Genomic DNA, 22,131 nt, shown 5'->3' on the forward strand with positions numbered 1-22,131 from the left:
TATCACCCCCGGCGAGACAAAAGCGGGTTCGGCTCACCGGCTCCCTCCTGACCGGTGAGCCGAACCGTCCGAGGAGAGATCATGCGTTTACGTTTGCCAGCGCGCCAAAGTGTCGCGGTTCTGTCGGCCGGGACTCTACTCGCTTCGCTTATCGCGCTCGCGGCGCCTCCTGCCGCTCGCGCATCCTCCGGTCCTTCCATCCCGCTGCAGCAGACCGCGTCGGTGGCGCAGAGCGAGCAGTCGATGTCACCGGCCCCGATCGACGGTGCTAGTTCGGCGACGCTGCAGGGTGACCAGGCTCCGCGTCAGGCCTCCGATGGCGCCAGCAACTACCAGGCGACCTCGCTGGCGGCGTCAGCGGACTGGAAGGTGTCACCGCAGACCGGAACCTTCTCCTGGTCCTATCCGATGGAGGTGCCGCCGTCGCCTGGTGGACTCGACCCGAGTGTCACTCTGTCGTACACATCATCCGCAGTGGACGGCCGAACCAACGCGACGAACAACCAGGCTTCGGTGGTCGGCGACGGGTGGGAACTTGGCGCTGGTGGTTTCGTGGAGCGAAGCTACGGCGGGTGCGCCGACGATACGGCAGGCGGCACGACGGCGCCGAAGACTGGCGACCTGTGCTGGCGGTCCGACAATGCGACCGCGTCCTACCCGGGCGGCGGTGGCGCCTTGATCAACGGGGGCAGCCTCGGTTGGCATGCAAAGAACGACGATGGATCCCGCGTTGATCACCTGACCAGTTGCCCCGGCAACGGTGACAACGACAATGAGTGCTGGCGGATCATCACGGCCGATGGAACGCAGTACTACTTCGGATCGCGTCCGGAGTCGAACTCAACTTGGACCGCGCCTGTGTTCGGTGACGATGCCGGCGAGCCGTGCAACAGTGGTGCCGGATTCGCGGCGTCGTCGTGCATGCAGGGCTGGCGGTGGAATCTCGACAAGATCATCGACAGGCACGGCAACATGACGATCTTCTCCTACGACGCCGAGAAGAACTCCTACGGACGCAACCTGCAAGACTCCGCCGTCTCCTACACCCGCTCTGGTACGTTGCGCGAGATCGAGTACGGCCTTCGAGCCGACGAGGCGTCAATCCACGCCAGCGGCAGGGTTGTCTTCGGCTATGCCGATCGGTGCGTGCCTGGCAGCAACTGCACGCCGACCATGAAGGAGAACTGGCCGGACGTGCCCTGGACTGCCAGTTGCACGACCGCGACTTGTCACGGCAACTATGCCCCGACGTTCTGGTCGACCAAGCGGCTGGCGACGGTCACTACAGGCGTCTGGAATGGCACTGCGTACGACAATGTCGACGCGTGGACGCTCGACTACCAATACCCCGACCCTGGCGACGGCGAGAAGGCCTCACTATGGTTGCACGCAGTCAGCCATACCGGCCTCGTCGGTACGCCCATTACGCTACCGCCCGTCACGTTCATGGGCTCCGCAATGGCCAACCGAGTGGCTCCGGTAGACGGCATCGCCCCGCTGCTCCGGTACCGGATCACTGGCATCATGTCCGAGGCTGGCGGCCTCACGTCAGTGAACTATGCCCAGCCTGACTGCTCGCCGACATCGTTGCCGGCCAACCCGCAGACGAACACGCGCCGATGCTTCCCGGTCAACTGGTCCGACCGGCTAGGCAACGACCGCACGGACTACTTCCACAAGTACGTCGTCGCATCGGTCGTCTCGTCCGACCGGCTCACGAGCACGACAGCGCAGGTGCGCAGCTACGAATACCTCGATGGTGCTGGGTGGCACTACGACATGTCGGAGTTCACACCAGCCGCTAAGAAAACCTGGAATGAGTTCCGCGGTTTCGGCCGCGTCCGAATCCGCAACGGTTCGGCGAATGATCCCTCCGGCCCAGTCACTATGACCGAGCAGCGGTACTACCGCGGCATGGACGGCGACCATCTGCCCGTCGGCACCCGAGCGGCGATCGTCACCGACTCCGAAGGCGGAGCCCGCGCCGATTCCGACTGGCTCAACGGTTTCGACTACGAGACGAGCACGCACGACGGCACTGGCGAAAACGTGGTCGAGAAGTCAATCACCGATCCGGTTTGGCGCGGTCCAACAGCGACCCGCGGCGTCTACCAGGCCTACTTCGTTGCGCCGGGAACCGTGCGCGCGTTCACTGCGCTGAAGGCCGGCGGCTGGCGCACGACGCGTACCGTCACGACCTACGACGTCGCCGGCCAACCCACTCAGGTCAACGACTTCGGCGACGCAGCGACCGCCACCGACGACCTGTGCACGAACACGGTCTATGTACGCAATGACTCGGTTTGGCTGCGATCGCTACCGGTGCAAACGGAGACCGTGGCGGTGAACTGTGACGTGACGCCAACGTATCCACACGATGCTGTGTCAGGCACTCGGTGGTCTTATGATCAGCTCGCATGGAGTACCCCGCCGAGTCGTGGGGACGTCAGTGCTATCGACCGCCTCGACCAATACCCCGCTGAGGGCGCCGCCAAGTACACCCGCGACTCGAGTGCGACCTACGACCGCCGGGGGCGCGTCACCGAGAGCACAGACGCCCTAGGCAACGCGACGAAGACCGCGTACACACCCGCGCTCGCCGGGCCGGTAACCCAGACCGTGAAGATTACTCCCGGCACCGCCGCTTACCCGAACGGGTTTGCGACGACGACGATCCTCCAGCCGGCCCGAGGCCTGCCCACGGTGGAGAACGACCCGAATGGCCGCAAGACCGAGTCGATCTACGATGCACTTGGCGAGTTGACGCAGGTGTGGCTGCCGAACCGAAAGCGAGCCACCTACCCCACGTCTGGCAGTTACAAGTTCAGCTACTCGATCCACAGCGATGCGCCAACCGTCGTGACCAGCCAGGCGCTCAATGCCAGCGGTCACTACACAAACCGCAACGTTCTCTATGACGGCTTGCTTCGTCAGCGGCAGACGCAGTCACCTGCCGAGGGCGGCGGCCGATTGGTCGTCGACACCCGATACGACTCGCAGGGACGTCCATACCAAACCACCAACCCATATTTCAACAACAGCGCACCCGACGGCAGCATCTGGCTCGCTGCGGACATAGCGATCCCCGGCCTTACCGAGTTGAGGTACGACAGTGCCGGGCGCCTCGCCACGGAGACGTTCAAGGGCAACGGCACGCCTCTGTGGCACACCGACGCGACCTACGACGGCGACCGAGTTAGCGTCACGCCACCGGCTGGGGGTACGCCAACCACAACGGTCACGGATGCCCGCGGTCGCACCATCGCTTTGCTGCAGCACCACGGTGCGCAGGCCACAGGCGCATTTGACCGGACGACGTACACGTACGAGCCGGATGGGAGGCTTGCGGCGATCTCTGACGCGGCAGGAAATACGTGGAGCTACACGTACGACTTGCATGGCCGCCAGACCAGCTCGGACGACGTCGACAAGGGCCACGAGAGCATGACGTATGACGCTAATGGGCGGGTGAAGACCCATACGGATGCTCGCGGGGTAACCCTCGCCTACAACTACGACAAGCTCGGCCGCATGATTGAGGAACGCCGCGGATCGAGCGGCCAGATACTCGCGAGCTGGAGCTACGACACCGCGATTTATGGAAAGGGACTCCCCGCTACAGGGACTCGTTATGACGATGCCGGTAACGCCTATATCAGCCAGACCGGCAGCTACACTGCGCTGAACAAGCCACTCGACACGTCCGTGACAATCCCGCAATCGGAGGGCCTGCTTGCGGGCACGTACCCGCTGGCGCTGGGCTACAACGTCGACGGCACCATCTCGACGGAGGAGATGCCAGCGATCGGTGACCTGCCCGCCGAGGTTGTCTCGCATGCGTTCGACGAGCTCGGCCTTCCGACGCAGACTACCGGCGGATCTGCCGGAACGACGTTCTATGTCAACTCCACCGTCTACTCGCGCTACGGCGAGCCACAGCGGTTGGAATTGGGCAGGGACACAAAGCGAGTCTGGCTGTCCTACTACATGGACGATCAGACCAGGCGCATCACCCGGTCGATCGTCGACGCTGAGGTTGCACACCCGATGCAACTCGATCTGAATTACGGCTACGACCTGGCGGGCAATGTCACGAGGGTCGCCGACACCACGCTCGATCGCGCTGCGGACACGCAGTGCTTCCGTTACGACTACCTGCGCCGACTCACCGAAGCGTGGACGCCGGGTAACGGCTGTGCGGCCGATCCGAGCATGTCGGCCGTGTCAGGACCGGCGCCCTACTGGCAGTCCTTCACGTATGACCTGAATGGCAACCGCCGCAGCTCCACAGTGCACGTAGCAACCGGCAATACCACCTCGACCTACACCTATCCCATCGACGGCGGCGCCTCCTCACCACACACGCTGACTGCACTGTCAGTCAGCGCGCCGTCGGGGACCACAGTCAGCACCTATCGCTATGACGCGTCAGGTGATCTGACTTCGCGCGCTGGACAGACCGTCACCTGGGATCCTGAAGGTCATCTGTCCAGCGTCACCGCGGTCGGCAAGACGACATCGTATGTCTACGACTCATCTGGATCACGACTGATGAGTCGCGACGCAACGGGCGCGACCCTCTACCTGCCTGGCCAGGAACTGCACGTAGATCAGGCGACTGGTGCCAAGACTGCGACGCGCTACTACGAACACGGTGGATCCTCGGTTGCGGTGCGCACAGCCACTGGACTGACTTGGCTCGCTGCCGACTATCACGGTACGGACAACGTCGCCATCGACACCGCGAGCCAAGCCGTATCGATCCGCCGCAGCGATCCGTTCGGAAACAGCCGCGGTTCAGTGCCGGCATCGTGGCGAGGTGACCGTGGATTCGTCGGCGGTACCGTCGACAGCTCATCATCCGGCCTAACGCACCTCGGCGCGCGCGACTACGATCCCGCGCTCGGTCGATTCATCTCGGTCGATCCGGTGCTCGATCCGAGTGATCCGCAACAGATGAACGGTTACGCGTACGCGAACAGCAACCCGACGACATTCAGCGACCCGAGCGGGATGTTCTATTTCCTCGAGACGGACGGCAACTCCACCGCGCCGGGCGCTGCGGCCAACAGGAGTGTGGTCGCGCCAGCCACTAGCAGCGGTGGGTCCATCGACCGAGCACAGACCCGTGCGACGAAGAACACCGCCTATCAGAAGAGCCTGAGTGACCTTGCCAAGCGTGCAGCGCTGCGGGACAAGCGATACTCACTAGAGGGCACACCGGACCTCGTTTACATACCGAACGAGCCGGCGCCCGTACCCGTCGACTGGGCCTGTGCCAGCACAAGCGGAATCTACAGTACTTCCGGCTACTGCACGCCTGACCAGATACGGCGCGCAGACCAAATTGTGACCGGCAGGTACGACGACTATCTGGCGCGACGTGAACATGCGTCGATTTCTCTCTGCGGCTCGGTAGGTGCCGTAATATTCGGTGGCGCTTCGGCCGAAGGGTGTGTCTCCGTGGACATACACGGAGTCACGGTGAACGGCAATGCCTCGGCGGAGGTGTCTCCGAAGATCGGCGGCTCGTTCGGCCTCGATCTTCGGCACAGCACTAGTGGCGCGACGGCCATGAATCGCATGGCGGGCAACGTGCGAGCGGAGACGAAGCGTTTCCCCGGGCTGGGGCGGTTCAACACCGGGTCGATAAGCGTGCAGGTCGGAGTGGATCCGGATACGGGGCGGCCCTCGAACACACACAAGCTCGGCCTCTTGGGCGTGGACTTCGGCAAGGTCGATCTGACCAACTTCGCAGGGAAGAAGATCGATGTTCCGTGGTTCATACCGGACAAAATCAAGTACTCCGAAGTTGCAGGTAATTCCGGTTACATCTTCCGCTGGTGAGCCGCTGCCCTGGGAAGCAGGTTGAGATTCGTCAGAATGTTGATCTTGATGGATTCAGTCGATGTGCCGCTTGCACGCTGGCGAGGCGTCTGCCGTCGACATCGAGGGTCGATGAGAAATCGATTGCTCACGAACCGCACTCAGCAGATCGGGCTCTCCCGGCGTCTGTAGTGGTGTGGCCGGCTGTTCCCGCCGGCCGGGACGAGGTGATGACGTGACCTTTGAGGAGTGGACCCGGTCGGGGCTGCCGCCGCTGCTGCGGTTCGCGACGGCGCTCTGCGGTTCGGCCCACCTGGCCGAGGACGTGGTCCAGGATGTCGCTGTCAAGGCGCAGCGGAAGTGGTCCCGGATCGAGGCGGCCGACAATGCCGATGCGTACCTGCGTCGAATGGCTGTGAACGAATACCTGGACTGGCGGCGCAAGTGGTCCAGGTTCGTGCCGCGGGCGGAGATCATCCCGGCCGAACACATTGCCGACCATGCCGACCGCACCGCGGACCGCGACCAGTTGCTCGGTGAACTGGCCAAACTCCCGCGCCGGCAACGGGCGGTCCTGGTACTGCGGTACTACGGCGGCCTCACCGACAACGAAATCGCCGAAACCATCGGCTGCTCGCCAGGCACTGTGCGCGCCCACGCCTCACGAGCTCTAGCCTCCCTGCGCATCGAGTTCACCAGCAACCCTGTGACGGAGGTCGTCCACCATGCGTACTGAAGAAGACCTCCGCGATGCCCTCGAGCACTTGGCCGATCAGGCAGCACACCCCGGCGATGTCCGCGCCCACCTACAGTCCCGCGACACCCGCCGCTCACGCGGTGCCGTCGTGATTATCGGTACGGCGATCGCCACGGCAATCGCCGCGGTCGCAGCGGCCGTGGTACCGCACGTCATCTCCGGCGGCGAGTCGAGTCCCGCGACCCAGGACAATCGGAACACCGCGTGGTCGCCGTGGGTCGACCTGAATCTACCGAAGCACATCCAGGCGGTCGGTCAGCGGCTCACCGCGAACAGCCAGGACTACGAGCTAAACGAAACCGTGCAGCTGACCTGGACGGAGTACTGCCAGCTTCAGCTGCACCGGAACGGAGACTTCGACCCCTCGACGATCCCGGCCGACAGCCCGGAGATCAACCTCGGACGGCAAAAGGCGCGAGTCGTCACCTCCACCAAGACGAAGCCATTCCTGCAGGTGCCACCGCGCTTTCGCGACCGGCTGATCGCCACGACGCAAAAGACCCTCGCGTGGCAGCCGATGGACGGGGTCTGGGCGCTGCTCAGCTGTGAGTCACAGCGCAAGCTCGGGACAAAGCAGTTGCCGAAGATCGATGGTCCGGTAGACCCCAACCTGAAACTTGCGGTCAGTCTCGCCACGCCGTTCTCGCCGCCGACTCGCAGCCTCCGCTCACCGGTCAAGCTCGGCGAGCTCCCGAAGGGTGTCGCCCCACGCGAGCTCGAGTACCGGCCCCTCGAGAAAGGGCTTCCAGGGTCCGGCGAGAACTTCAGGATCCTGCTGAGCGACGGCAACCCGGCGACCGGCTACGTACTGCCGGTCCTCAAGCCGTCCAAGTTCCCAAAGAGCCGTGCCTGGGACGCGGGCCCCGGTGACGACCTGTCGATCACGTACGACACCAGCAAGGGGTGGAACCAGATGACCTCGATTTCTGCCGAGCCGGCCGCCATCATCCACGGCATGAATGCGTACTTCACCCAAGGGAAGACCACGAAATCGAAGACTGATTCGTCGATGGCAAGCCTGCCAGGTCCGATGAACACGCTTCGGCTCGAAAGCCAAGGCGTCGCGGTGGTGATCACCAGTTATGCCACGAAGCCGTCCAAGGAGAGCCTGCGACGGATCGCCGAGACGATGCAACTGGCCAAGAACCCGAAGGATCCCGGCACCTGGTTCGACGCGGCGACAGCGATTCCCTAGAAAGTCATATGCCCGTCAGGTCGTGTCGCCGGGCCCCGGACAGCCAGCGTGGCGCAGTGTTCGGACCGATGACGGGCGGGTGGCGCACGGTTCGTGCGGCAGTTGTCGCACGAACCGGAGCGCGTATGACAGGCGATCAAAGATCCGATCTAGCTGGCCGCGCCGTCTCAGAACCCAGTCTCAACGGCTGTCGCACCCGCGACGAGGCGCCGGCGATTCTTCGTCGAGTCGAGACCTGTGTCTCCAGATCGCGGCTGTCGGCGATCGAGTCATCACCGGCTCATCTGGATGCGTCATTGCCCCCGGCACCTACATGCGGGCTATCGGGTGCCTCCGCTGGCTGACCGCGCCCTACATGATCAGCCCGCAGCCTTGCGACCGTCCCGACTACATGGATACACATGCTCGACCCGGTCGACCGGCTCTAGCTCTGCGGTCCGAGATCAAGGCTCAGGCCGCAAGCGGCCACCGGTCAACGAGGGAACCAAGAAGCCTCTGCCGAGACTCAACCTATTGCCGCTGCGTGCTGAGCCGTGCATGGCATCAAGTCACGTCACCAGATCCAGCAGGCAGCCGCCCGGGCAACGCACGCTGTCGTCGAGCGCGCCGCAGACTGACGGTCACGAGCAGCTGCCATACTTGAGCTCGTGATCCAAGGCAACCGCCGTGCACGCCGCAGTTACTGGGCCTGTGCTGTCCCTCTCCTGATCGCTGGCGTAGCGTCGCCGGCCAGCGGCTGGACGGGAGTGCCGACGGTGGTCTAGGCGGACTGCTCCTGATCACGTTAGTGTCGACGCTCGCTTCGCTCGGCCTAGATGCCACCGCCCTCTCAAAAACGCCTGATTGTTACTTTCGACTTTCGGGACTCCTACTGCTGACATGAGCCAGAGTCAGGTTGCGACGGCCCGAGCCTTGCACACCCACGTGCCGTCGGTGGCTGTGAGGCTGGTCGCCGCTGCGCGATTTCGTGAAGCCGATCTGAAGCATCGTCAGAGTACCGTCGCGTAAAAGCCCATCTGTCGTGAAGGGTCCGGCACGGAGGCACCACATGGGAGCATCTCTTCAAGTCGCCGTCGCGTCTGCTTACCTGGCAGGACTTCCCGGCGAGAGTGCCGCGGCAGCCATGCCTGCTGCGTCTCGCGCCTGCCAGGTGCAATCGTTCCGTATTTCCGAGAATTCCAACGGCAACCGTGACCAAGGTGGCCGGATGTGGGTGAGCTCGTCCGATCCCAGAGTCCGTGACGTGCGCGGCACCCGCTTCGCAGACGGTCCTTCGTCGGTCTACAACAACCACTGCAGCATCGTGAACTTGTGGGACTGCAACGGCTCCCCCAGCTTCGGTCGTACATGCAGATGAGCGGTCCCACGAGGTCGACCGCTCGCATCCTGGCGGCAGGGTCCGCGCTGGCGGTTCTGGGCTTTGCGTCGGTCTTCCAGAATGCGGACCTGATGATAAGACAGGTAGTGGGGTTTGAGGAGGGAGCCGCGGCGGGGTCTGTCAATGTCGTTGTGGCCGGTGCTGAGCGAGGGCTAGGTGGTTCCTATTCGGTCCGAGAAGACGACGGCAGCCTGTTGGATGACCAATCGGCCAGATCTTCTGGCCGTCCCGTAGGTGGCGATGTCGACTGCGCTGGCCGTGTCTGCTTCCGTGTCGTGCCTGGCCGTCTGGCGGTCGAGTCGAGTCGCGATGGCGGTCGGACATACGCCATAGCCTGGGAGAACAATCAGATTGACGTCGCTGCGCTGAAGAGACACTACAAAACGAAGTACTCGGAACTGACACCGCTCAGTGCAAGTTCGCGCGCCGTCACAGTTCGCCCTCAGCCCGATGGCGGCTACGTGGTCTTGGTCGCAAACGGTATCGATGGCTTGTTGTACCGCGACCCCGACGGTCAGTGGCAGCGACTGGGGATTCCCGACAACGGCCCTGGATACTTCTACGATCCACCGCCGCGTGTGCGTTCGGACAATCCGGCGATTCCGTACGGATGGATCGTCGCGAGCTGTACCCTGGTTGTGTTGCTGGTTGCCGGATTGACCTGGCCGGGCCCGAGGTCAATCCGCAGGCGCCCGCTTGTGGCGCTGGAACTTGTCATGGTGGCAGGGCTCTTGGCTGTCTCCGGTGCGGAGGCAACGCAGGTTCCGTATGTTGGTGAATATCCCGGCTTTTTCTACTCGATACCTCTAATCGGCGGGTTGATCATCGTCGGGCTAGTGCACAGCCAAGTCCTGAGCACATCAACGCCATCGGAGCGGTGGCCGCCGGATCCGCCGTGGCCACCGCTGTCGCGGTGACGCAGATATGTCACCCGAGCTTGCCGCATCGCTTGAGAGTTCGGCACGAAGGAGGGTCGCTCCGGATCACCGGAGCGACCTCGCCGGAGGCTTGTGGCAAACGTCGCTGAGGTTGACGGCGGCTGCCGACGTCGTTTCGGATGGACGGCGTCGTGGATGGTGATGGTGCTGTCGTAGATCGGCTCGGCGGTCGGCGACGGCGCCTGCGACGATGCGGGGGAGCCGGCGACGGCGCCATACTCGCCGCTCGCCAGGATCCGCTGGTTGAAGTCGTCTCATGCTCCCGCTCCCGGCCTTGGTCGGTGAGAGCCCTATACGGGTCGCCTGTGTATGGCGGAACGGTGCCGATGATCTGAATCCTCGTGCATGGTTCGCATGGATCAATGCGCGACGGCCTTGGATCAGCTGTTTGGCTGCCAGGCCGGGTTCGGCAGGTTGCCGGTGACGTGGACGAAGGCCCGGGAACGCCGAAGATCTTGTTCAGTGCCGGCATGACGGTGATCGTGCGTTCGCCGCGCGCCGCGAGAACGTCGGCCTGGATCGTTGGACGGGGCCTTCGCCGAAGCAGTACGAGCCGCGGAGCATGTCCCGCCGCCTTTGGCCCGCTACCTGGTCGAGACCGAGATGACAGCCTGGGTGGCCGGCGGAGTCGGCCTCAAGGTAGTTCGGATAGGAAGCTCTTTGTCCTGCCGGTTGGGCCATCCGTGCCGAGGACGTCCGCCAGTTCGGGCCGCAGCCCGCGGCGCACTCGGCTGTCCGGACGGCGAGGAGGACGCCAAGCCGACTGTGTGCGCTAGCAACTGGCCGATGTTCAGGTACCCGACCTCAGTTCCCGCTAGTGCCGATCCAGCCGGTCAGACACCCTGAGGTGGACTCGACCGCGCAGCCGATGTACCTCCACAGCAGTGAACGTCTCGGTCAGCGAATCACTGCGTTTCTGCGTCTCGACACCAACGTTGTGGCAGTCGCTCTACCAAGAGCCGCCGGCCACACACCACCCTGGGCGCCTCTGCCGACCTTCTGTCCAACTGCGGCTCGGTGCAGAGGCGCCCATTGAGTACTGGGTTTGATAGATGAGTCATCAAGACCCCATTCGCTGTCAATTCTGCTTCTATAGCCGGTGGGGTATTTTGCCTCGCTGCCGGTGATCGTCGTCGACAGCAACGATGACTCGCAGCTGAGCGCCAAGGACGGTCTGGCGACCTTTCGCCGGGCTAGCGTCGGCCGCGGACACTGGAGGAGTTCAGGTCAGCAAGCTCTCCGCTGAGGCAGCCCCAGCTGCGAGTCGACGCATCACCGGCTGTGCAGGGGATCAGCGATGGGGTGACCACCTTTGCGCACTGGGAAGATCAGATCCCCGCTGGCGTTGTACACGAACGCCTCGTTCTGGTAGGCGGTCGCCCTCGTGCTATCGCGCCACGGCAGGACCCCAACTGAGAGCGTCCAACCCGGTACGCCCTCCAAGCGGTAGACCTTACCTTCGTAGAACTTCCCCGTGCCCTTGTCGCCGTAGATGACGCGTCGGGCATCATCGTTGCGGAACACCGAGGTGATGATCACGGTGCCGCGAGCTTTGTCGCCGTTGGTCTGCATCGAGGGTGCGGTCGAGTCACCGATGTTGGCATTTCCCACGGTGCCGCGGCAGCCGAACGGGTTTCCGCCACCCGACTCCGTCACACACCACGTGGTTCCCTTAGTCTCGAACCAGTACCCATCGGACACCTTGACCTTTCCCATTGCGGGGATCGTGCCGAGCGGCTTCGCACCGATGACCCCACCTGGGGTCCACTTGCGAACGTCGACCGTCATCTGCTTCGTGGATGAAATGACCGGAGATGGCCCTCCTGAGGGGTCGCCGGAGCCGGCGACCTGAACACCGTTGGGGGCCGCGGCACCACCGATTCCAGCCGCGGCAACGACTGCTGTCGCTGCTGCCACACCGACTGCCGCCGACGCGATCCCAGCGACCGCGATCCGGACAGCCCTGCGGCGCTGGGCGCTGCGGAGCACCAGCCCTCCCTCAAGCCCGCCATCCTCGAGTTGCACGCCCTGCAAGGCCTCAATGACCTGGTGATCGTTCTTCATGCCCGGCCTCCAATAGACAGATCTGTCAGTTCTGGTGATTCTCGTAGCTTCGACAACGCCCGTGCCGCCGTGCTCTTCACAGTGCCGACGGCAACGCCTAACTGCGCGGCCGTCTCGGCCTCGCTCAAGTCCTCGACGTAGCGCAGTACGACGACCGCGCGCTCCCGTTTTGTTAGCGTCCGAAGCGCAGCCATCATCGCCGCATGGTGCTGAACACTGCCGGCGTGATCGCCGACGTGCCGGTCCCACGAGTTCCGTTGGCGCTCGATTGCGGTCTGCAACTCGTTCGAGCCACCAACCCCTTGCTCGCGCCAAGGACGCCGCCGCAGCCAGGACAAATGGTGATTCAATACCGCACGGCGAACGTAGCCGTATGGATCGCCGTGCTCGATCCGTTCCCAGCGGGGATAAGCCTTCTCGAGCGCCGACTGAACGATATCCTGCGCGCGTTCGGTATCTCCGCAGAGAACGCGCGCGAATCGCACCAAGCTGGCAGACCGGGCCTCAACGAACGCAGTGAAGTCCTCGTCTCGCCTCCTGCGGTCCATCCAGCTCTCCCGTCGCTACGTTGTCATAGGCAAAGACGCGGGAGTGACCGATGAGGTTCTGTCCGCAGCGCCATCAGATAGGCCCGCGTCCTCAGGAATCGCCCTCACGATGACCTAGAGCTCACACACAGCCCTGTCCCCATGGCACTTGTGCACGGGGCCACATCGACGGTGACACCCCACGACGCCAGGGACTGGAGGAAGTCCTTGACCTCGTAGGTCTGCGCACCGACAGCACGATCCTGCCGACGATTAGGCGGCAGGCGCCATCGGCCGTGATCGCGGCGTGCACCCGTAAATTTCCTGCCGCGTAGCACAGTGCGGCTGCGGTGGCCATGTGCCCGGATCGCCACCGCCACGATGCCGACGGTGGCTGCCTTGCGCCGATCGAAAGATTGCAGCCCCTGCCATTTCGGGATGTTGAAGGACTGAGAAGGTGCGGCGGCCCTGTTCGTCCGGGCACCACTACATGTCAACCACGCCTGCGCCGTCGACAACCCTGCACTGCACACCGGGATCCCAGCCCACGGTCCACCCATGTAGCGGCTGCCCTCGAGATGGCGATCGCGTCGACGGGCTCATCGACAATCACCGGGACGGCACCGCCCTGAGGAGATCCAACCGCTCATCCACCCCGACGAGAACGTTCGACAACCGATGAATCACAGTCACCGGACTGATCGACCGCGCCTGCTAGTCCCGACCGATACCGATGAACCCGCGGGCGACAACCGGTGGTCGCGAGCGACCAACATCAACTGATCCTGATGCTGATCAATCGCCTGGCCTTCATCGGACCAGGTCACCAACCCGGCCCGCACCAGCGTGCCGTACGCGAACCCCTCGACCCGGAGATGGCCAACCAGCCCTCTCCGCGCGCTCGACGCGTACCCGACGTTCCACGCCGAGCCAGCCGACAACACCTCCCCAGCACCTGAAGACCTCAGGTACTCCACCGGCCAGCTACTCGTTGCGCGCAGCAACTCCTGCCGAGAGAACCGTGCCGCGGCAACATTCGCCGCCAGCAACCGCCGCCGCTCCTCCAACGAGACCGCAAACCCTGCATCGCTCACCTGAGACCTCCAAAGGAGCGCGAACTAACCAGCTTCGAAAACCGCCTCACCACCGCGCCGGCATAACCCGGATCACCAGGACGACTCCTGGTCGTCGCTCAAGGCAACTGAAGTTCGAGGTCCGCACCTTCATTGAGAACCGACTCAGCAGTCTGCGACTGCGACGCTAACCCGTGAGCGCTTGAGCGACGCGTCCTACGCGCACCGGCATCGCCTGGTGTGTCGTTCCACAACCCGGCTGACCGTGCCAACTGCTGTCCGGCAGAGTCGATTGCCTCATCCAGTAATGCGACGACCGTAGCGACGGACCAAGCGGGCAACCCGCCTCGAGGATCCGACGCCTGACTTGCTGCAATGTGGTCGCGACCAAGACCCTCTTCTGCTTCCATAACACCGAAGGTCGCCTCACGGCCGGTTTTGAAGAACCGGGAACGCAAGATCCAGGACTCTCAGCAGACATTGCCGCGATCGCAGAAGCTGGGCGCACTGCTGACCGGTGCACTAGATACAAGCCCGGCTCCAGGAGAGCTCGCCCGACGACTCGGTGCCGAGTTTGGGTCGCCGAGGTTAGTCGATCGCCGCGTTGGGTTCGGGCGCAGTCGCCAGACGGTGATGCACGTCGTAGCGGGCGCCCTCGGCACTCCAACTGTGAGCGCCACTTACAGTCCCACCGTCCGCGCCAAGACAGCACCCACGGATATGTCGGCCGCCAGGCCAGGAACCAGCGTAGCCACGCGACCGCCGACAATCCTCCCAACGATGCCGTCGACAAGCTTGATCAGACGCCCGGCCTGTGCTGCGTCGATCAGCTCAGGGCGCAGGAGGTATCCGTAGTAGTTCATGCCCTAGACAGGGCGGTCCCGCCGATACACCACCTCTTCCCCCAGGAAGTTGGCGTCGCCGAACTAGCTGTCGAGGTAGGCGAGGTCCCCTTCGGTGTACCGCAAGTCATCGGAGCCAGTCCGGGTAGGTGACGACAAGGCTCCATCCCCGGCACAGGTAACAGTCTTAGCGCGCACGATGAACGCCTGCAGGTCGTTGTCAGTCATCAGGACACCGACATCTACCAGGTGCCCAGGACAATCGGACCATTCATATACGGCGGACCCATGGCCCACATCAGACGCTGTTGCATTTAACACAACATTGATGTGCCGTAGTGAGAGGCCCCGCCTACCTCACAGCCCGCATCTGGCTCTCCGGCCGACCCTTCATCCTCCGTCACTCGTGCGCACCACACGTATCGGAACGTCATCCGGCTGCAAGTCTGCTCATCGGCGGACGTAGTGATGGTGGTGGCGCCATTGCCTGGCCTGCACTGCGGCGCCGGTCAGGACCCCGGCCACAACCAACGGCTGCACCTTGACGGACAGCTTCTTCGAATAGCCAGCCGCCTCAGCACTGGCAGGCGATCTCGTCCGGCGACGGATGGCTGCATCGCGCCGGCTTCAGTACGGCGCCCAGCTCGGCCGACTACGCACCGGGCCTCCACCAAGCGCCGGAATGTAGATCTCGGAGGCAAGGCGCCATCAGAGGGTGACTCAATGCCACTGCCCGAGCGAGAAGAGTTCTCTAGACACATTCTCGCTGGCTGCCCGCTCGAGCCTCCTTGGCGACATGTGGGTGTCCTGCGGCGGCGGGCGGGCGTGTCGGTCTTCCTCGAAATCGCGGCGGAGGTGGGTCGGAGATCGATCGCGGAGATGGTGCGATGCGGGGCCTCCTACCGGGGAGCCCTGATGGATGAGGAGATGCGGCGACGAGGAGCTGTGTAACACCGAAGGCCAGCCAGGGCGTCGAAGAGGGTGAGACAACGACCGAAAGGCAGCGATGAGATCGACGACGGACGATTTCGAAGAGTTCGCCAGAGCGTGTACGCCTCATTTGTACCGGACCGCCTGGCTGCTGACAGGCGATCGGCACCATGCAGAGGACTTGGTCCAGGAGACGCTGGCGAAGATGTTTCGGGCCTGGCGCGGGCTGCAGCGGATCCGCAATCCGCCGTCCTACGCCCAGACCGTGCTGGCGCGGACGTTCATCTCGCAACGCCGGCGGCGGAGCTGGACCGAGCAGCCAACCTCGAGGCTGCCGGAGCGGGCCGAGCGTCTCGGTGACGCCGACCTGCGGGTCGCACTGCAGAAGGCGCTGGCCGAGCTGGCCCCGCTCGACCGTGCAGTGCTCGTACTGCGGTTCTTCGAAGATCGCAGCGTCGAACAGGTCGCGCTCGATCTCGGCAGGAAGACCGGTGCGATCAGGACCAGGACCTCGCGAGCACTAGACCGGCTCCGCGTCGTCCTGGGCGATGGCGCCGTCGACCTGATCGCTCTCTGAAACGAAGGAAACCCGATGAACAACTACCTGAACGACACACTGCCCGACCTGCTGCGCCGGGCCACCGAAAGCCTCGAGCCGGAGTCCGCGGACCTGGTCGAACGCGGCATGCGCCGCGGCGTCGCCCTTCGTCGACGCCGCACTGCGCTACTGAGCGTCAGTGGGGCGAGCGCAGTCCTGGCCACTGCCGGCATCGTTATCGCCGGCACCCAGGTGTTCGGCGGGAGCACGCAGCCGCCAGCCGCAGGGGCCAAGAACACGCAGACAGCGAAACCCGTGACGCAGAAGGAGAGTCTCGAGACGCTCATCAAGCTGCTACCGGCTCGCCTAAAGGTCCAGAAGACCGAGACGTGGAGCGACGCCGGGAACAACGGGGCCGATGTCGTCGTCGATGACGGCAAGGGAGCATCGAAGCTCTCTATGATGGTCAGCTCCATCGACGGCATCTGCGCCGAGCAACCCAACACCTGCAAAGTACGCCCGGACGGATCTCGTATCTGGACTGTGGTTGAGGAGGCGGCATCCGCCGGGGGCAGCAACGCCGGCGGCGTGGTCAGGAATGCGGTCCTAGTCACCGACAAGGCGGGTGGGTCGATCAGTCTCATCAGCTACAACGCCGGCGACAGGGGCTCCGACCGCTCCCGCGCGAAGCCTGCGCTGTCGGTCGCAGAGCTGACCGCTATCGCCGACAGCAAGCTCTGGCGATTTCCGGCGCGGCCGCCGATGCCGGCAGCCGACCCACAGGAGCCGAAACCCGACGACCCCGGCGCGGGGAAGCCGGGTGTGCCAGTGCAGCAGACCTTACAGATCCTGAAGAAGGCGCTACCGAGGGATCTGCATGTGTCCACGCCGTACACCTGGGGAGGCGGCGCGCAGGGCTTCAATCGTGTCTCCTACCTGGTCGATGACGGCAAGGGCCAGTCTCAGATCCAGGCGTTTCTGACCTACGAGGCACCTGTCACCAAGTGCGCCGGCGAAAGGGCGACTGCGAACTGCCAGGCTCTGCCGAACGGTTCGGTGATCGGCTGGACGAAGGAGGCACCAACGTACTCCGGCGGTCGCCAGGACGCGGAGGGCGTCCTGCAGAACTCGGCCGAGATCCACTATCCGGACGGACGATTCATCAGACTGACCAGCTACAACGCCATCGAAGAGAAGGGCGTGAAGCACACCCGTCCGAAGCCGGCGTTCACGACCGACGAACTCCTGCAGATGGCCGGCAACAAGGCTTGGAAATTCCCCGGAAGCGGGGAGAAGTAGGGCTCGCCGTCGTCCGCCGCAGGTCCTCTGAGGGTAGACCAGTGGTGACGCGAGCGCGTTCGAGGCCGTAGCGGGATGCGCCCGGGGCCGACGTGCAATGCGCGGCTACCTTGTCTCCATCGCCGCCCGGATCAACGGCTGGCCTAGTGAGACGCCCGGCTGGGAATCCCAGCCGGGCGTCTCAGTTGCCTGGCAGGACTCGACAGGTGGGCGCGCCCGGGTCCGCGGCTCGCGTGACTGGTCGACGCCGTATCGAAGAGCGACGATGGATCGTGTCCCCTCTGGAAGCTCCGCGACATGCACGACTCAGCCGCCGAAGAAATCCAACGACGTCGCGAAGAGATCCGTAGGCATGTGCGAGAACAGCACGGCTGCCTACGGCGCCCTTGCGGCACGCGGCGTCGCCGTCGAATGCGACGATCACTCTGTCCAGGGGCGAGGACCGCCGAATCACCAGTGCTTGCCACACGCGGTCACACCGCCCAGCGATCGCCCAGCTGCGCGCGCCACCTGTTGCAACGTTAACTAGAACCCGCCCCGAACAGCTGGGTCACGGCTCTGTGGGCGTTGACAACGCATGCTGATGATGGACTTGATCTGATCCATGAAGTGCCTGACGAGCCACGGTCTGCACAGGACAATCACGGTCTGGCGGCAACGCGATCGATGCGGCTGTCTTGGGAGCCGGCGTGGATCGGATCAGCGGTCATTCTCTCTGAGTGAGCCGTCTGCGACGGGTAAGGCGACCAGAAGCAGCACGGCGCCTCTCACCAGCGTCCGAACCGCCGAGTCTCCATACGTCATGCCAGCACGACCAATCCTGCCCCGCGGGGCGCTCGCGTCACAACGAGCGACACGGCGGCGGCCATGACCGCGGTCGGAACCATCTCCAACAGTCGTAGCGATGAGCAGCTGCCACAGAGTTCAACTACCGCGGTTCTGAGGCTGCGGCCCCGCGTTCTCTTCAGGCCACGCGGCCACGACGTCAACGTGCCGTAGCCCGCCTGAAGTTTCAATATGGCGAAACCACGCCTCGCACTCCGCCACCGAGTTGACGTTCCGCGCAGCGTCTTCAGCCTCCTGCCGACTCCGCCAGAGCACGACGTCCAACCAGCCCCCGTCGTCGTCTCTGGTGAGATACGCTGCCAGACATCCGGGGAAACGGCGGCGCAACGCCTCCACCATGGCTGGTCGCTCTTCCAACAATTGCGCCTCGGCGCCGTCACGGACCCTGAAGCGAGCCAACTCGATTGTCATCACGGCTGGCAATCTAGCCGCCAATGCCAGCAGGTCGCAGCACCTCGCCGCGCTGACACCACCGCAACCTCCTACCGGACTAGTCACGGGCGGCCGGCCCGCGACACCCGTAAGTCGCTCGTTTGCACAGGCACGTGGCCAGCCAAGGGGCGCGATCGGACCCTACGGGGCTACGGTCTCGGCTTGTTCGGTCGCAGCCAGGACAGCAAGCACGGCGTAGGCGCAAGTCGCGAGGACGGTCCGGGGGTGCCACTCGTCCGGCGCCGAATCTGATATTGGACAAGCCCGGTCATCGTCTTGCCGGCTTAGAGAGACTCTTCGATCATCCACGGCGACACGACCCTGTTCGGGCAGCGGCGCGAGTACCAGTGACCGGCGGTGGTAGTAGGCCAGTTCGGTGTCGGCCATGGGCAGGAAGGTCGCCAAGTTGGCCGCAGTTCAGGGGCTCTCGAGCGACGAGCAGGACGACTCACAGATCGGCGCGAAAGTTGACTATGGGAAGTCGTGAAAAGAAGCGCCCTGGCAGCCTCGGGGCGCGGTATGACTCTTGGGAATCTGTCCGGCATCAGCGCGCTCGCCGACGTCGAGTCGCGGTCCATCAGTGCGGAGAACCCAAAGGGCGAGCCCGGGCAGGGTTCCTCGTGTCACAGTGGCTCACGGGGCGGCCGATGGCCGCGCCTGTGTGAGCCCTGACACCAGGTCGCATTGCTTGGGTGTGATCGGCGTCGAGTCTCCCAAGGCTAGGTTGCTTGAGCCTGAGTTGCGGCGGCAGGAGCACACGCAGAGGGTGGGTGGGCGGTCCCCGAGTTTCTGCTGGATGCTACAGATCGTAGGCATCGGCGTGTGCCCTTGCGGCACAGATGCGGCCGTAGAACTGTCCGGTCACCGCGTCGAGTTCGGAGGCGAGGACGGGGCGCAGGGTGGCCTGCAGGCCGTCTTCAAGGGAGTCGATGCCGTAAGCAACCGAATCCAGAACCATCTTGGTCGGCATGGAGGTGTGTGGGCGGATGCAAGCTGTTGACCGTGACACAGTGCGGGTCCAGGTGTCGGGAGAGCACGAAGCCCGTGGCGATCATCGCCAGTTTGGACTGGCCGTAGGCACGCACGCCCAAGTAGCTGTGTTCGAGGGTAGGGTCGTCGAAGTCGATCAGGGTCCGGTCGATCGACGAGACGTTGACGATACGGGCAGGTGCTCCGCGGTCGAGCAGTGGCAGCAGGCGCCGAGTCAGCGCGAACGGGGCGAGTGGTTGACCCCGAAGCGGAGCCCGTGCCCTTCGTCGGATAGCCGGTCTGGCGGAAACCACGAAGCGTTGATGCGTCTCACGGACGAGCACAGTTCGCCGTCGACCGAACAGTTCCCATGCGAGCCTGTTTGACGAAGTACAAAGGAGGGACATTGAACACGCACCATCGCGACGCCGAGCGTTCCTGCGCCACGGCCAATCGCCGTACAGAGCCTCGGGATTCTGCATGAGCACGTGCATGGCGATCCGCCGCTCAGCTGGATGTTTCAGGCATGGCGAGGGCGCCTAGGCATGAGTGTCTCGTTACGTGCCCGGCTGCCCTCTTCAGGTCGACCTTGATGAATTCCTCGTGTAACAGGTCATTGGTCTCGGGCTCCTCTCTGCGGTCGCGGCTCGAGTCCGCCGCAAGTCGACTCGGTCAAGTCCTGTGGAGTGGTGTACGACGTGTGATCCTTCGTCGTTGTTGGTCAGGCTGTGAGGGCTTGCAGGGTGGGTTCGATCGCCTCCTCCGTGGTGGGGTTGTTGTCGGCGTGGGAGCGGGCGAGGACGTCGAGTCCGAGGTAGCGGCGGCCTTCGGCCCATTCGTCGTGTTGTTCGGCCAGGACGGCTCCGACGAGGCGGATGATCGAGCCGCGGTCGGGGAAGATGCCGACGACGTCGGTGCGGCGGCGGATCTCGCGGTTGAGGCGCTCGTTGGGGTTGTTGGACCAGATTTGTCGCCAGACCTCCTTGGGGAAGCTGGTGAAGGCGAGGATGTCGGCGCGGGCGTGGTCGAGGTGGTCGGCGACCTTGGGGAGTTTCTCGGCCAGGGCGTCGACGACACGGTCGAACTGGGCGTGGACGGACTCGGCGTCGGGTTGGTCGTAGATCGAGTGCAGCAGCGCCTTCACCCAGCCCCAGCTGGCCTTCGGGGTCACGGACATGAGGTTGGCGGCGTAGTGGGTGCGGCACCGCTGCCAGCTGGCGCCGGGCAGGGTCGCGGCGATCGCGGTGGTGAGGCCGGCGTGGGCGTCGCTGGTGACGAGTCTGACCCCGGACAGGCCGCGGGCGGTCAGGTCGCGGAAGAATCCCAGCCAGCCGGCGCCGTCCTCGCTGGTGGTGACCTGGATGCCGAGGATCTCGCGGTGCCCATCGGCGTTCACGCCGGTGGCCACGAGCGCGTGGACGGGGACGACGCGGCCGCCTTCGCGGACTTTGAGGACCAGCGCGTCGGCCGCGACGAACGCGAACGGCCCGGACTCGGCCAGCGATCGGGTGCGGAACTCTTCCACGGCTGCGTCGAGTTCCTTGGCCATCTCCGAGACCTGCGACCTCGACAGCGACGTGATGCCCAGCGACGCGACGAGCTTGTCCATCCGGCGCGTGGAAACCCCCGGCAGGTAGCAGGTCGCCACCACCGAGGTCAGGGCCCGCTCGGCACGCTTGCGACGCTCCAGCAACCACTCTGGGAAGTACGAGCCCTGCCGCAGCTTCGGGATCGCCACATCGACCGTGCCCACGCGAGTGTCGAAATCCCTGTGCCGGTAGCCATTACGGCGATTGACCCGCTCCGGGGACACAACGCCGTACTCGGCGCCGCAGACCGCGTCCGCCTCGGCCGACACCAGCGTGCTGATGAACGTGCCGAGCAGTTCACGCAGCAGATCAGGAGACGCCTGGGCGAGTTGTTCCTCGAGCAGGCGCGTGGGGTCGATACTGGAGCTGACGGTCATCGCAGTGTCCTTCTTCGAGTCGGTTGTGAGAGATCACTCGAAGGATCACGCGGTGGCCGTCACTGCATCCGCAGCGACACGCTCACCGGGAGCCGTACACCACTCTGCCGGACGCCACTCCCTTCCAGTCTGATCGTTGAGAACCCTCCCTCCTGTTACGCGGTGCCGCACGAGACACACATTGGTCGGCTAACCGCCACCTCCTGGATATTGGGATCACGGTTCTTCGCGAGTGCTGTGGAGCGGATGTTCGTTGAATGGATGAAGACCGACTTACGCGAGGCAAGAACTCGGAATGCGAGCCGAGCCTGACAGGACCTGAGCTGTCGGCCTGGTCCGTGGCCAGGCTGATTCGCCTGCTTGATGAGGCGATAGATGCTGCCGGCGCGCATCTGGCACGGTCGGCGGGGCTCTGGGATGACACCCGAGGAGGCGCTCGCACGTCGAACATCTCGCCGTCATGGGCGGCACCAAATTTTCGCCGATCGAGCACCGAGTCGCTTCTTCAAGAGGAACTCGCCGAACGGGAGCTCGGAGTCCCGTGATCTCCG

The 22,131-nt window shown here is 64.3% G+C and carries 11 protein-coding genes; 6 read left to right on the forward strand and 5 right to left on the reverse strand.

All coding sequences use genetic code 11. The features are described from left to right. The first annotated feature begins 81 nt into the window (after nt 1-81). The 4 genes from ACGFH6_RS29970 to ACGFH6_RS29985 all read left to right on the forward strand — a co-directional run bounded on the left by ACGFH6_RS29970 (nt 82) and on the right by ACGFH6_RS29985 (nt 10,073). Nucleotides 82-5,847, forward strand: coding sequence for an RHS repeat-associated core domain-containing protein (locus tag ACGFH6_RS29970; protein ID WP_393390702.1), 5,766 nt, complete (start codon nt 82-84; stop codon nt 5,845-5,847). 214 nt (nt 5,848-6,061) lie between these two features. After that, nucleotides 6,062-6,562 (forward strand): SigE family RNA polymerase sigma factor, encoded by a 501-nt coding sequence (locus tag ACGFH6_RS29975; RefSeq protein ID WP_393390703.1) that lies wholly within the window; start codon nt 6,062-6,064, stop codon nt 6,560-6,562. After that, the gene (locus ACGFH6_RS29980; RefSeq protein WP_393390705.1) at nt 6,552-7,778 is read left to right on the forward strand and encodes a hypothetical protein; all 1,227 of its coding nucleotides are present in this window, start codon (nt 6,552-6,554) and stop codon (nt 7,776-7,778) included. Before ACGFH6_RS29975 ends, ACGFH6_RS29980 begins: the two co-directional genes overlap by 11 nt. Before the next feature lie 1,311 nt (nt 7,779-9,089). Continuing rightward, on the forward strand, nt 9,090-10,073 hold the full coding sequence (locus tag ACGFH6_RS29985) for a hypothetical protein (RefSeq protein WP_393390707.1): 984 nt from the start codon (nt 9,090-9,092) through the stop codon (nt 10,071-10,073). A gap of 1,293 nt (nt 10,074-11,366) precedes the next feature. On the opposite strand, the gene ACGFH6_RS29990 is transcribed toward ACGFH6_RS29985, so the two are convergent. Then, complete coding sequence (locus tag ACGFH6_RS29990) at nt 11,367-12,158, reverse strand: hypothetical protein (RefSeq protein ID WP_393390709.1); 792 nt, start codon at nt 12,156-12,158, stop codon at nt 11,367-11,369. Continuing rightward, nucleotides 12,155-12,706 carry a SigE family RNA polymerase sigma factor gene (locus tag ACGFH6_RS29995; RefSeq protein WP_393390711.1) on the reverse strand — a complete coding sequence of 184 codons (552 nt, stop codon included), beginning with the start codon at nt 12,704-12,706 and terminating at the stop codon, nt 12,155-12,157. Before ACGFH6_RS29995 ends, ACGFH6_RS29990 begins: the two co-directional genes overlap by 4 nt. Before the next feature lie 2,900 nt (nt 12,707-15,606). Between ACGFH6_RS29995 and ACGFH6_RS30000 the strand changes: the two genes are divergently transcribed. Next, the gene (locus ACGFH6_RS30000) at nt 15,607-16,107 is read left to right on the forward strand and encodes a SigE family RNA polymerase sigma factor (RefSeq protein ID WP_393390712.1); all 501 of its coding nucleotides are present in this window, start codon (nt 15,607-15,609) and stop codon (nt 16,105-16,107) included. 15 nt (nt 16,108-16,122) lie between these two features. Further along, nucleotides 16,123-17,367, forward strand: a complete 1,245-nt coding sequence (locus tag ACGFH6_RS30005; RefSeq protein WP_393390713.1) for a hypothetical protein — start codon at nt 16,123-16,125, stop codon at nt 17,365-17,367. Between the two features lie 924 nt (nt 17,368-18,291). Here the strand turns inward: ACGFH6_RS30005 and ACGFH6_RS30010 are convergent. The 3 genes from ACGFH6_RS30010 to ACGFH6_RS30020 form a co-directional block, all read right to left on the reverse strand. Continuing rightward, nucleotides 18,292-18,624 carry an antibiotic biosynthesis monooxygenase gene (locus ACGFH6_RS30010; protein ID WP_393391723.1) on the reverse strand — a complete coding sequence of 111 codons (333 nt, stop codon included), beginning with the start codon at nt 18,622-18,624 and terminating at the stop codon, nt 18,292-18,294. 820 nt (nt 18,625-19,444) lie between these two features. Further along, entirely contained in the window at nt 19,445-19,615 is a 171-nt protein-coding gene (locus ACGFH6_RS30015) for a hypothetical protein (RefSeq protein WP_393390715.1), read from the reverse strand. A gap of 720 nt (nt 19,616-20,335) precedes the next feature. Next, nucleotides 20,336-21,580 carry an IS256 family transposase gene (locus ACGFH6_RS30020; RefSeq protein ID WP_393390717.1) on the reverse strand — a complete coding sequence of 415 codons (1,245 nt, stop codon included), beginning with the start codon at nt 21,578-21,580 and terminating at the stop codon, nt 20,336-20,338. Between the last annotated feature and the right edge of the window lie 551 nt (nt 21,581-22,131).

It is taken from the genome of Kribbella sp. NPDC049227 (assembly GCF_043197265.1).
Lineage (GTDB): Bacteria > Actinomycetota > Actinomycetes > Propionibacteriales > Kribbellaceae > Kribbella.

Excerpts from the sequence above, each read along its gene's own strand:
- ACGFH6_RS29970 (WP_393390702.1), top strand. The coding sequence starts at position 82 with ATGCGTTTACGTTTGCCAGCGCGCCAAAGTGTCGCGGTTCTGTCGGCC.
- ACGFH6_RS29980 (WP_393390705.1), top strand. The coding sequence starts at position 6,552 with ATGCGTACTGAAGAAGACCTCCGCGATGCCCTCGAGCACTTGGCCGAT.
- ACGFH6_RS29990 (WP_393390709.1), bottom strand. The coding sequence starts at position 12,158 with ATGAAGAACGATCACCAGGTCATTGAGGCCTTGCAGGGCGTGCAACTC.
- ACGFH6_RS29995 (WP_393390711.1), bottom strand. The coding sequence starts at position 12,706 with ATGGACCGCAGGAGGCGAGACGAGGACTTCACTGCGTTCGTTGAGGCC.
- ACGFH6_RS30000 (WP_393390712.1), top strand. The coding sequence starts at position 15,607 with ATGAGATCGACGACGGACGATTTCGAAGAGTTCGCCAGAGCGTGTACG.
- ACGFH6_RS30005 (WP_393390713.1), top strand. The coding sequence starts at position 16,123 with ATGAACAACTACCTGAACGACACACTGCCCGACCTGCTGCGCCGGGCC.
- ACGFH6_RS30010 (WP_393391723.1), bottom strand. The coding sequence starts at position 18,624 with ATGACAATCGAGTTGGCTCGCTTCAGGGTCCGTGACGGCGCCGAGGCG.
- ACGFH6_RS30015 (WP_393390715.1), bottom strand. The coding sequence starts at position 19,615 with ATGCCGACCAAGATGGTTCTGGATTCGGTTGCTTACGGCATCGACTCC.
- ACGFH6_RS30020 (WP_393390717.1), bottom strand. The coding sequence starts at position 21,580 with ATGACCGTCAGCTCCAGTATCGACCCCACGCGCCTGCTCGAGGAACAA.